Source organism: Paenisporosarcina sp. (assembly GCF_049671445.1).
Classification (GTDB): domain Bacteria; phylum Bacillota; class Bacilli; order Bacillales_A; family Planococcaceae; genus Paenisporosarcina.
Window position 1 is genome coordinate 1 of the sequence record NZ_JBATUX010000066.1, and the last position, 12,291, is coordinate 12,291.

General features: G+C 37.5%; 15 protein-coding genes. All 15 read right to left on the reverse strand.

Annotation, left to right across the window (positions count from 1 at the left end; genetic code table 11):
- On the reverse strand, nucleotides 1–455 hold a 455-nt coding region (locus WBG45_RS09085; protein ID WP_424413906.1), incomplete at its 3' end, for a hypothetical protein.
- Nucleotides 456–651: 196 nt separating this feature from the next.
- A complete protein-coding gene (locus WBG45_RS09090) occupies nucleotides 652–873 on the reverse strand; it encodes a hypothetical protein (protein WP_424413908.1) in 222 nt (73 codons plus the stop codon).
- A 736-nt stretch (nucleotides 874–1,609) separates the two neighbouring features.
- Complete coding sequence (locus WBG45_RS09095; protein WP_424413910.1) at nucleotides 1,610–2,326, reverse strand: hypothetical protein; 717 nt, start codon at nucleotides 2,324–2,326, stop codon at nucleotides 1,610–1,612.
- A gap of 509 nt (nucleotides 2,327–2,835) precedes the next feature.
- On the reverse strand, nucleotides 2,836–3,342 hold the full coding sequence (locus tag WBG45_RS09100; protein WP_424413912.1) for a hypothetical protein: 507 nt from the start codon (nucleotides 3,340–3,342) through the stop codon (nucleotides 2,836–2,838).
- Nucleotides 3,343–3,476: 134 nt separating this feature from the next.
- Nucleotides 3,477–4,019, reverse strand: coding sequence for a hypothetical protein (locus WBG45_RS09105; protein WP_424413913.1), 543 nt, complete (start codon nucleotides 4,017–4,019; stop codon nucleotides 3,477–3,479).
- A 237-nt stretch (nucleotides 4,020–4,256) separates the two neighbouring features.
- Entirely contained in the window at nucleotides 4,257–4,421 is a 165-nt protein-coding gene (locus WBG45_RS09110) for a hypothetical protein (protein ID WP_424413915.1), read from the reverse strand.
- Between the two features lie 488 nt (nucleotides 4,422–4,909).
- On the reverse strand, nucleotides 4,910–5,350 hold the full coding sequence (locus tag WBG45_RS09115) for a low molecular weight protein arginine phosphatase (protein ID WP_424413917.1): 441 nt from the start codon (nucleotides 5,348–5,350) through the stop codon (nucleotides 4,910–4,912).
- Between the two features lie 9 nt (nucleotides 5,351–5,359).
- Entirely contained in the window at nucleotides 5,360–5,851 is a 492-nt protein-coding gene (locus WBG45_RS09120; protein WP_024535564.1) for a manganese efflux pump, read from the reverse strand.
- 57 nt (nucleotides 5,852–5,908) lie between these two features.
- Nucleotides 5,909–6,943 (reverse strand): L-threonylcarbamoyladenylate synthase, encoded by a 1,035-nt coding sequence (locus tag WBG45_RS09125; protein WP_424413918.1) that lies wholly within the window; start codon nucleotides 6,941–6,943, stop codon nucleotides 5,909–5,911.
- Between the two features lie 85 nt (nucleotides 6,944–7,028).
- Complete coding sequence (locus tag WBG45_RS09130) at nucleotides 7,029–7,595, reverse strand: stage II sporulation protein R (protein ID WP_424413920.1); 567 nt, start codon at nucleotides 7,593–7,595, stop codon at nucleotides 7,029–7,031.
- Nucleotides 7,596–7,643: 48 nt separating this feature from the next.
- Nucleotides 7,644–8,507, reverse strand: a complete 864-nt coding sequence (prmC, locus tag WBG45_RS09135) for a peptide chain release factor N(5)-glutamine methyltransferase (RefSeq protein ID WP_424413922.1) — start codon at nucleotides 8,505–8,507, stop codon at nucleotides 7,644–7,646.
- Nucleotides 8,491–9,570, reverse strand: a complete 1,080-nt coding sequence (prfA, locus tag WBG45_RS09140) for a peptide chain release factor 1 (protein WP_424413924.1) — start codon at nucleotides 9,568–9,570, stop codon at nucleotides 8,491–8,493. The genes prmC and prfA overlap by 17 nt, the downstream gene beginning before the upstream one ends.
- A gap of 328 nt (nucleotides 9,571–9,898) precedes the next feature.
- Nucleotides 9,899–10,513 carry a thymidine kinase gene (locus tag WBG45_RS09145; protein WP_424413926.1) on the reverse strand — a complete coding sequence of 205 codons (615 nt, stop codon included), beginning with the start codon at nucleotides 10,511–10,513 and terminating at the stop codon, nucleotides 9,899–9,901.
- A 549-nt stretch (nucleotides 10,514–11,062) separates the two neighbouring features.
- Complete coding sequence (rpmE, locus tag WBG45_RS09150) at nucleotides 11,063–11,278, reverse strand: 50S ribosomal protein L31 (RefSeq protein WP_424413928.1); 216 nt, start codon at nucleotides 11,276–11,278, stop codon at nucleotides 11,063–11,065.
- Nucleotides 11,279–11,464: 186 nt separating this feature from the next.
- Nucleotides 11,465–12,291: transcription termination factor Rho (gene rho / locus WBG45_RS09155; RefSeq protein ID WP_424413930.1), on the reverse strand; the 827-nt coding region annotated here is incomplete at its 5' end.

A 12,291-nucleotide genomic window follows, 5' to 3' on the forward strand; every position in this document is an offset into this window, starting at 1 on the left:
ATAAAATGCTCTATCCAAACAATTCCCAAAGAGATAATCCAAATTGTTAAGGGAATTACCAAACTCTTAAATGCTTGCAACCACTGATAGTTTTTCCTTTGTTTTTGCAGTAGTCTATCCGTAACAAAAAACAAGATGGAAGCACCTAAACTATAGGGGAGTATTACAAGTCCGAAAACAATGTGCAAAATTGCAGAAACAAATATCTCTATGTTTTTATTTCTACTTTTTTTTGACATAAACTCTGCTACCTTATCACCAATTATAGAAGTTAGAATTCCATAAAGCAGAATCACAGGAAAACTATACATCATATATACATTTACCATAGTAGAAGCTGAATAAAAATAGTTTTCAACAACTTGTTCTCCGAATGGATCTGGCATAACAAAACCTAATAAAATAGCAAATAAAGAACCCGAAACCGAAGCTGATATAATTTTTCTTGATAACATTTTCGTTTACCTCACATCTTGTTTATATACATTAACTAAATTGGTTGACATAACATCCGTCAGTGGAAGAAGTTACTTTGAAATACTCCACTTTTCTTTGTAGTCATCGTAAGCCTCTGTCCAATGATAAGTTTGGACTGCGTAATGATCTAAAGGTTAGTTTTTGACTAGACTTTGATAAATACCTATTATTAGTTTATATGAGGACCAAGAAAATAAAACCAGTTAGTGTTAACGCTAAACCAAATGTAATCAATATTCCTTCAGTAGTGAAAGTACCCGTTAGTAAGTCGAAAACCGTGGCTAAAATAGAGACCACTGTTTTTCTCTTTGTTTCCTCTTTTTTAAATGTCAGTTTTACACCGTAAACAAATATGCTAAGCCCAACAAGAGAAATTAAAAACGATATTAACAACAACACTTTTTCACCCTATCCTTCGTTTCAACGTTACCACTTTCCATCTCCTCAGGTAACTAACCTGCTGCGTGAGCTTAATAAGAATTAGTCGTTAATTCGTAAAATGCTCTTTACAAAGTAGGTTGACATAACACATGAATGAGGAAGTGCTATCCTGTAAAGGTAGCCGGTTTTTTAACTAAACCCGTAAGCGAAAAATTACTCCGAATGCACTACAATCTAAAGTTATCGTGTTTTAATTCAATCGATTCCAATGTAATTTTCCTTTTCAAAATTTCCTGTTATCGCAATAAATTTTACGTAACATATGGATTTGTATAATAAACCAAACTAAAAGTAAATACATAATATACTCGAAATCCATTGTAATTATAGCTAATACATTCGGAAGAAAAATAAGTACACTTATTAGCATAGTCTTCCAAGAATCCTTTACTACTGCAATAACAAAAGTAACGATGGAAGAAAGTAAAAACAACCAAAATATAAAACCAACATACCAAAAACCTACGACATCCCACATAAATATCCCCTACTCTCTCTTTCTCTATTTTTCTTATAAATTAAATATATGTTGAATAGTGGTTTACGTAAAACCTCGATATACTTACTCAATTGGAATGTATCACGTATACACAGTAGGTTGACATAACACCACTATTAGGAAATATTTAACTAGGCTCTGACATTTAATAGATAGCCGGTCATTCAAGTAAAGCACCGTAGTTGAAGAAGACTATTGAGAAAGATTGGTAATGTTGAAGAAATCAGGATCTGGTTTCATCAGTTTTGTACCTTTTTCTGATTGAAAATAAATTTCTTTTTCGCTTCCATAATGAACTTTTATGTTCATATCCCCGAAATCAATTACACTTGATTTTTCCCGTGGCAATATTTCTTTTTGCCAATCCATAGCATCATTAATAAAACCAACAATTTGCTGTATTTTAATTTCATCTTTTATTTCAGAACATTTTTCACTATTTAAACTTTGATAAATGCAAATACTTTTTGGGACATTACTAATCCAAGTTGTTGAGTTATAAATGGGATTTTTGTCAAACATGACCTCTGTTTGTTCTTCATATTGATTATAGTGGGCTGAAATTCTTAATCGACCATCGAAGCCTTCTTTTCTCCACCCTGAATGAAATCCACTCCAATCATTTTCTGGGTCATTATCATTAAGTGCTGAACCTTCGTATTCTATATTCCAACCAAGGTTAGGAAGTTCTTTTAAGTAAAACTCATATATTTCTATCCAGCGATTTCCATCTATAACATAAACGTGTTCGTTTGGTTCTAATCCCTCGAATAAAGGGATATCTTCATGTTGCTCAGGGATAATGGACATCCCCTGATAAGTGTCATCGGTAATTTTTTGATATACAAACCAGCCAACGGTAATCAAAACTAATATAACAGCAATAATAATCCAATTTACCTTTTTCATTTCATCCACCCCTGAATTGTTCCATTTCTATATTTGTTAATTTATAATTCAACATTATCCTTTTCTAAATAACCTGCTTCTTAAGTTCAATTAGAAAGAATGCTTTACTCCTTCTTGAAGTAAAGCATCCGTTATTTGGATATAATTTTTTCTAATCATCTGATTCCCTAAACAATTTTATCCTAACTACCCCCAAGGTTAGTGTTACTGCTATTAAGGTAACAGCGTATGTAAGGTCTGCGGGTGAACTTGGTCTGTTAGTAAAACTATAAAGCCAAAGCATTTCAATAAATAAAACTACAACCCAATAAAGATATAATCTATCCTTTTTCATATTTCTCCCCCTTTGATTGTATTGCTTCTTATTCAACTAAATTGCCCCGTTAGAATAAGAATGAAATTTATGGATATCTAATTAAGTCGTGGAATTTTAAAAAAGACAGCCCTGTAAATGGTTTGGCGGATATAACCTAAGCACCCGTTGTTGAAAATTATAAGCAATTTATAAGTTATTCTTGATTGTCCCATCCTACATACCAGGCGTCATCCGTAAATTCATTCCATTGGAAAGTGAAATTTTTAGCGTGGATTATTAATCCACAAAAATCTTGTGTTCTCCAATCCAATCCCTGCATATCAAAAATAAAGGAATTATTTTCTACTTTCTTTTCTTCAAATGTCAAAAATTCCATTTCCTCTAAATCTGAGAACAGAACTTGCTTTTCCACAAATTCCGACTCTTTCTCACCTTCCTCTTCCCAATCGGCAATCAGAACTGAATTTACAACAATATAGAGTAAAGCTTTACTAAAAGAAACAATATTAAAAGTCAGCCTACATTGTCCTGTTGACTTTGCAACTTTGTAAGGATTGAGAGGATGTTGTTCCGAGATGTTTACATATTCGAAATCAATAATGATTACATCATTTCCCACTTGTATTTTTTCTACAAAGCAATCATGAAAATCGAGATAGTCAAAGTATTCGTTAGTAGTTTCGAATTTGTAAATTCTCATACAATCACCTACTTATTCTATTTGATGACACTTTTCTTCGTTAGTTCATAAGAAAAGGCTATACTCCATCTTGATGTAATGCACCCGTTACCTAATAAGATGGGGTTTCAATATTGTTTAGCCTTATAGCTTGATTAATTTACTACTTTACCGTTGGTATTTAAAATTTTAATTTCATAAGAGTCAATGCGAGATACTGAATTTAGTTCTTTAGATTGTAAGATTTCATTTACTGTCTCTTCAATTTCCATTGCTAACTCCTGTGCATTTTTAACAGAACCTTTTATTGATGTATGAATGGTAATGGATTCTTGATAATGAGTACCTATATTTCCAACTACGTCATAATCTTTAAGACCCTGTATTAAAGTCGATGTTAAATGTGAAAGTTCTTTGTTTCTAATTTCTAGTTCTTCGGGAAGCTTAAATAAATCCCATCTCTCAAAAACAATTGAATAATCATTTAATGTGGATGTTTTGATCACACTTTTAACAATAGACTCCATATCCTTTTTTACGGAATTAAAATACTTTTCATCCCCTACAACTTGTATCACCAATTCCTTCTTTGAAGTGGTTTTTACATCAACCACCACGTATTTCTCATTAAGTTTTTCTTTTACCTTCAATGTAGATATATTTAGTTCTTCTTTAATAACAAACAGTTTTTGTTCCACTTTATTTGCACCAACAGTATCAACGTCTAGAGACTTATATAACAGGCTAAATGAGGTATTCCCACTATCAATATTCCAGCAATAATCAAAATCCTTTTTAACATATAATCCCTCCCGTAAAGAAGGTATGCTCTATAACCCCTAAAAAATGCTACGACTTCATTACTCCATAAGAAAAGCTGCCTTTAGATGACAGCTGGTTGTTATGCTGAGCTTCCGTTAGGGGAAAGTGGTATTCTAAAAAGTTTTAAAAGTAGCATCCAGCAAAAAAATTAATAATACGAGAATAGCGAGAATAGTAAACTCTTTTTTATCGATGTCTTTATCTTCTCTGTATTGTTGTTTAATCTTCCTGTAATTTCCCTGCAGCTTTTTTTGTTTATATTTTTTATCTTCTGACATCAAAACAGACTCTTTTCCATATTCATCGTCTCCTTTGAATTTTTATTGATATTCCTTATATTCTATACCTTATTAATAAAAACCTTCTTTAACTCTCCTGGATGATCCAACCGCAAAATGTCGATTCACTTAATTAACTGCATTGTATAGGTACTATAAAGTAGGTTGACATACCCCCTAAATGGCACAATTTATGGTGTTCTTACCTAAACTAATTGTCTATTATTTGTATCCATGATTTGGATTTATAATTAGAATAAGAATAAATTTGATATCAAGATTAGGATGGATGGAACCTCTAAGTATTCCTCAGTTTAAATCTCCTTCTAAAAAAGTTACCATAAAAATTCACACTCGAATTGGACGCAAGATAAAGAAATGCCTTAGCAGTCGAAATTGTATCTTCGGCTGCTTCCATTTGTTAAAAAAGGTGGCGATTCTTTGATTAACCAAAAAATACAGCCCCATTGGTACGGAGCTGTAAGTATTTATTCATCATTCAGTTTTGTAAATAATTCATTGGTTAGTATGTTGAGTTCTTGGAAGGTTTGGCGATACATGTGGACGTCGCCGCCAAAAGGATCTGAGACATCGTGTGAACCATATGGTCGGACGTATTCTTTTAGGGTGAAAATTTTATCTGCGGCGAATGGAAATGCTTGCATGACCAGTTGTTTATGCGCGGATGTCATCGTTAATATTAAATCTGCCCAACGCACATCTTGTTCGCTAACTTGGCGTGAAAAGTGTGTGAAGTCTATGTCTGCATCGCGAATAACACGTTTTGCATTCTCAGAAATGTCGCCACCATCCATGGCGTATATTCCTGCTGAACGAACGTCCATACCTTCCTTATTGTGTGAATGAAATATGGCTTGTGCCATTGGACTTCGGCATGTATTTCCCGTACAGATATAATAGATGTTCATGTGAATCCCTCATTTATTTAATAAAGTGAGTAATCCCATTGCCATGAGACATACTCCAGAAAGACGCGTCAACAAAGGTCCCTTTATGAGTTTGCTTTTAAGTGCAAGATAAGAGAATGCTAATGCAAAAAAACCAGCACTACATAAGAAAAACCACTTTTGTAATTGAAGCATACCAAAAGATAGGCTAACTGAAAAGGTGTCAAGGCTAACAACGACTGCAAGAAGTATAGGAGGAATGACAGTGGATGTCGGTTTTTGTTGGTACAAACATAAATGGACCCCTGTTAGAAATAGCAAGATGCTTGATATGTAGCGGCCACCTTCAACGATAAATGATGTCACCCATTCTCCAGCAAGGAACCCGAGAAGTGGGAAGACCATATGTAACACTCCTGTCCAAATGGCTAGCATCAGCGGGAAACGAATTTTAGGGAGTACACTGTACAAAGCAACGACGTCCAGTGCCGTAAATAGTCCCGCGAACAGTTCCGTAGACAATGAAAAAATCTCCCCTCTCTCTTGCATTGCTACTAGCATATGCAAAAAAGAGAGAGATTAGGAGTGCCACCAATTGCCATCGGCTGCTTTTTCTAGACGGTTGAAAATTGCGGCACCGACACCCGTTTTGGGAGGTGCCGTAACAAGAATAATATCGGCTGCCGTATCGTCGCAAGCACGTAAATGAGCATATAAATGGTGTGCGGATGCTTCAAGATTTTGTTGATTGCCTAATGAAAAGTACCAGTCTGCTTGGTTATGTTGAAATTCATCGGGTGCGAGCAAAGCGACTTTTTGATTTTGCGTATGTATAGACTGAATTGCTCGATCCACAACATCTTGTTGTGGTTCAATTAAGTACACTGGAGCGTCAGGTGCATAATGGGCATATTTCATTCCAGGTGCTCGTGGTACTGTTCCCTCGTCCACTGTTGTTGTGCTTGGTTCGATAACTTCTCCAATTACTGCGCTGAGCATTTGTGCTGTGACGCCACCTGGTCGAAGGATGACAGGAGGATCTACGGTGAAATCGACGACGGTTGATTCTAAGCCAATGCCGGTTGCTCCACCATCTAGAATGAGTGGAATTCGTCCTTGCAAGTCTTTTTCAACATGTAGTGCTGTGGTCGGACTTGGTTTGCCACTGCGGTTGGCACTTGGAGCAGCAACTGGTTCACCAAGCATTTTTAGTAATTCGAGAGCAACTGGATGGTCTGGCATACGCAACCCTACTGTTGATAATCCAGCTGTTACATTTGGTGCAAAGACGTTCGGTTTGGCATGTAGAATAAGAGTTAGAGGTCCTGGCCAAAATGCGTCGACGCATTTTTCTGCTTTTTTAGAGATTTCACTGACGTATTTTAAAATATGTTGTGATTCCCCCACATGTACAATTAAAGGGTTATCGGATGGTCGACCTTTTGCCTCAAAGATTTTGGCCACTGCTTGTTCATTCGTAGCAATTGCTCCTAACCCATAAACTGTTTCAGTTGGGAATGCGACAACTTCACCCAACTTTAATTTTTCCACAGCTTGTGTATAAATTCGAATTTTATTCACATTGTTATCCACAATGACTCGAGTCGTTTTCATGCGATAAATCTCCTTTCTATCGTGATTTGTTGATAGTTATGCACATACTGTTGATAACTAGTGGTCATAATGGGGATAACTTGGACTAAAACTTGCTTTTTATCCAATCCCATGTCCAAAACTTCACTGGCTCTTCTACCACTTCTTCTTCTTCTTGGTAACATACTTTTGGAAACAAGGCACACCACCAGTTGTCTCCTTTGCCGCTGCCTATTGTGATAATGAGCGCTTTGTGGAAATCTTGTGCGTAAAAGTAAGTGCCATCTGTTTTAGCTGGAATCAATGCTTTCGCTAAGCTAATGTGGATGCTTTGATCGGTAATAATTCCTGCTTTTTGTGAGATTTCTGTGGATATTTGAGTTAGTTCTTGCTCTAATTGCGCTGTTGTTTGAAACGTGTCAGCAGCTTTTTGTAATAGTGGTTGAATTTCTTGATAAACGAGTGATTTGACTTGTTGATCTTCTTTCGTGTTGCTGTTTGCAATAACTCTTATTTGAATAGCATCAGCTGGAACAGCATCAGCCGCTCCGCTTACTACTGGTAATAGAAATAATAGAGTTTGAATAAGTACAAGTGCCATTACAAGTTCAATCCATGGAGACCTCTTCATTTGTGGTTGTTCATTTCTGAAAATCTCGTAATCTTCTATCATGGTTATCTCCCCCTTGCCCTCATTGTGGACAAGGTGTGGATTATTTATTCACGTAATCTCACAAAAAATCATTCTTTCTTTTCCGTTGATATCTTTTACAATATCCACTTGTGCAGCCGGAAACGATTTTTGGAAGAACGATTGTACAGCGGGACCTTGTGTATAGCCAATTTCTAAGCCAATCAATGCAGGTCTGTTCATTAACTCTGGAAGTTCCTCTGCTAGTCTTTTATATAAATGAAGTCCTTCATCATCCGCAAAAAGGGCATTGTGAGGTTCATAGTTTACTACGGTATCTGATAGACTTTGAGCCTCATCATAAGAAATATAGGGTGGATTGGACAACACAATGTCCCATTTTTCATTCGATATAGGAGCAGTTAAATCACCTTGTTTAAAGATGATTTGTGCTTCTAAGTCACTTGCATTCGTTTGAGCTACTGCTAATGCTTGAGATGAAATATCGGTTGCTGTTACTTGCAAAGTCGAGATTTCTGCTTTCATGGTTACCGCAATCGCTCCACTTCCAGTACCGATATCGGCAAGCTTTAAGTGAGTTTGTTCGGTGAAAAGTCGTTTCATTCTAGCGATCGTTGCAACAATGAGTTCTTCTGTTTCAGGACGTGGAATGAGCACATGTTCATTTACTTTAAAGGTACGTCCATAAAATTCTTCCGATCCGATAATATATTGAACAGGCTTTCCTGTGCTATGTTCTTCAATTAGCGACCAGTAATGGTCAAATTGTTCGGATGAAATTTCTTCTCGCATGTCCATTAATAACTGAACGTGCGTTTTGTTTAGTACGTGTTGCAACAACATGCGTGCAACTTGCTCTTCTCGTCCGTGTCCCGATAAAAAAGAAGAAGCCCGTGAAAGGGCCTCATATACATATTTACTCATTGGTATCATTCATTCGTTCAAGTCGTTCAGTTTGGTCAGTTAAAATCAACACGTTAATAACTTCGTCGAGTTTACCTTCCATGATTTGATCTAGTTTTTGAATCGTTAAACCAATACGATGGTCGGTTACACGATTTTGTGGATAATTGTATGTGCGAATTCGTTCTGAGCGGTCTCCTGTACCTACTGCAGATTTACGAACAGCATCATATTCAGCCTGTGCTTCTTGACGGAACTTATCGGCAACACGTGCGCGAAGAACGACCATTGCACTCGCTTTGTTTTTAATTTGAGATTTTTCATCTTGGCACGTCACCACTGTTCCAGTAGGAATATGTGTCAAACGAACAGCAGACATCGTTGTATTAACTGATTGTCCACCAGCACCTGAAGAAGCATACGTATCTGTACGAATATCATTTTCATGAATATCCACTTCTACTTCTTCCACTTCAGGAAGACATGCTACAGTGGCAGTTGATGTGTGAGTACGTCCACCAGACTCGGTTTCCGGTACACGTTGTACACGGTGAGCACCGTTTTCGTATTTCAGTTTTGAGTATGCACCTTGACCTTTAATCATGAAAATGACTTCTTTATATCCTCCGATTACTGTAGGAGACGCGTCCATGATATTAATTTTCCAACCTTGTGTTTCAGCGTAGCGGCTGTACATGCGGAATAAATTCCCAGCAAATAGTGCAGCTTCATCGCCACCTGCAGCTCCACGAATCTCCATGATTACGTTCTTTTCATCATTCGGATCTGTTGGAATTAACAATACTTTCAGGCGTTCTTCTAGCTCTTCAATTTGAGCTGCTAAATCGTGCATTTCTTCTTTTACCATTTCACGCATGTCGCCATCTAATTTATCGTCGAGCATTGCTCTCGCTTCAGCATGCTGTTCTTTCACTTGCTTGTATTCGCGGTATGCGTTTACCGTATCTTGCAAGTCCGATTGTTCTTTAGAAAGCGTGCGTAGTTTATTCATATCTGTAACAATCTCAGGGTCACTGAGTAATTCAGTCAAACGATCATATCGGTCTTCTACCGATTGTAAGCGATCAAACATACTTTCACCTCATCCGTTCATGTGATTAACACTATAATTATATAGAAAAAGAGGGGAAATTGCCACTCTAGCTTAGTTGGACGTGCGTATAGGAATCTTTTCCACTTCCGTGGGATTAATTGTATTCACTAAGGTTTCCAGTCGCTTCGCCTGTTTTTAGTAATTCATTCTGTTACTGATGTGCGTCCCATGCGTAACGTCCGACCAGTCCAAATCTACGGAAAAACAGAATAGTATAACGGAACCTGTTATAAAAAACTGGAATCGGCTCCCTTACTCAACAACTTTCTTTAACAGAGCCATTTAAAAAGAAAAAGAGCAGCAAATGCTACTCTTTGTCGTAAACTAATGAAGTTTGATGAGTTACACCTGCTGGTACTTCGTGGTGGTGACGGCAACGTGGTTCGTACGCTTCAGTCGCACCAATTAAAATAATTGGATCTTCATAGCCTGCTGGATCTCCGTTAATTAGTCGCTGTGTGCGGCTTGCTGGTGAACCACAAACTTGGCAAACGGCTTGTAATTTCGTTACGAGTTCAGCCATCGCCATTAACGTTGGCATTGGACCAAATGGTTCTCCTCTGAAATCTTGATCAAGACCTGCAACAATTACACGGAAACCATGATTCGCAAGACGTTGTACAACATCGACAATGCCATCATCGAAAAATTGAGCTTCGTCAATACCAATCACATCGTATTCATCCGAAATGTACGCCCAAATATCTTTTGAACGCTCGACTGGAATCGCTATTACTTTCGTGCCGTTATGACTGACTACTTCTTCTTCACTATATCGATTATCTAAACGTGGTTTGAACACCGCAATTTTTTGTTTCGCAAATTGCGTGCGTCTCACACGACGAATTAATTCTTCTGATTTGCCGGAAAACATACTCCCGCAAATGACTTCAACCCAACCGGATTGTGACATCACATACATGGAAGTCACTCCTTTCAAAACTCTCTATTCCCTATCATACAGAAAATAAATCTAGATTACTCGTCTTTTTTTTCATCGGGAATTGTGATATGGAGTTATTGTGACATGTGAGTAAAAGACTTTTTAAATTGGAGTCAGTTGTTGCTACAACTGACTCTTTTCTGTTAAAAATGCTTCCTTTAAGTGATAGCTTTTCCACAAAATACCCACCAAGCGTAGCGTGTGGGGCCATTTAAGGTTTTGAGTAGGACTATGGAGATTTTAGACGTCGATGATTATCGTCTGCAGTCAATAGAGCGAGGATAAACCTTAAATTGGGCTGCTCGCTTTGCTCCGCAGCCTTTCTGTTGTTGTGAGAGGATTCTTTTGACGGAAGAAATGACGTTTTCAGACGTCGATGGCTATTTTTCAGACGTGAAGCCTGTTTTTTCAGACGTCATCGCCTTTTTTTCAGACGTCAACCCTAAAAAGTCAGACTGAGCGACCGCTCAGCCTGACACTCACAAAAAAATACCCGCTATGAGCATAGGCTCTAGCGGGTATTTGATATTATTCGTTGATTTCTTCTTTGATACCGTATTTTTTGTTGAAACGGTCAACACGTCCATCCGCTTGAGCGAATTTCTGTTTACCAGTATAGAATGGATGACACTCTGAGCAAAACTCAACTTTGATGTCTTCTTTTACTGAACCAGTTTCGAATGAGTTACCACATGAGCAACTAACTTTAGCTGTTTTGTAATCTGGATGAATTCCTGTTTTCATATTAAATCTCCTCCCGCCCTGAACCATCTGGAACAGAGATGTTATTATTTGACTGTCACCTTACACGACCCGTCAATTCGGTCGGATATGTAACAGAGAATGGTAATTCTACCGACTTAAAGTATAGCAAATGCCTGTTAAGAAATCAAGCGTTTCGTTTAAATAAACGCGCAGTAGACGATCCCTTTACAGTAATCCTTTGCCGCCTCTTTTTTCTTTCATTTCTGTATTTAATTGTTCAAAGAACTCTTCGTTAGTTTTGGATTGGCTTAATTTTTTCAAGAAGCGTTCGCCGAAATCATGTGAATCCGAGAATGTTTTACGGATTGCCCACAGTTTTTCAAGTTGTTTAGCTGGCAATAGCAATTCTTCTTTTCGTGTTCCTGAGCGTCGAATATCTAATGCTGGGAAGATTCGGCGTTCTGCTAAACTACGATCTAAATGAAGTTCTAAGTTACCAGTACCTTTAAACTCTTCATAAATGACTTCATCCATACGTGAACCTGTTTCCACTAATGCCGTCGCTAAAATCGTTAAGCTTCCACCTTCTTCAATATTACGTGCTGCACCGAAGAAACGTTTAGGACGATGGAAAGCTGCAGGATCAATACCACCTGAAAGTGTACGACCGCTTGGCGGAATAACTAAGTTATAAGCACGTGCTAGACGTGTAATGGAATCCATTAAAATAATAACGTCGCGTTTATGTTCGACTAAACGCATCGCTCGGTCTAGTACTAATTCTGCCACTTTAACATGGTTTTCTGGTACTTCATCAAACGTTGAGCTCACGACATCTGCCTTAACTGAACGTTCGATATCCGTTACTTCTTCTGGACGTTCATCAATCAATAGAACGATTAAGTCAGCATCTGGATAATTCGTTGTAATGGAATTTGCTATTTCTTTCAATAGCATCGTTTTACCCGCTTTTGGCGGTGCTACGATAAGTCCACGTTGACCGAAACCAACAGGTGCTACTAAGTCCATTATGCGTGTCGATAACTTGCTTG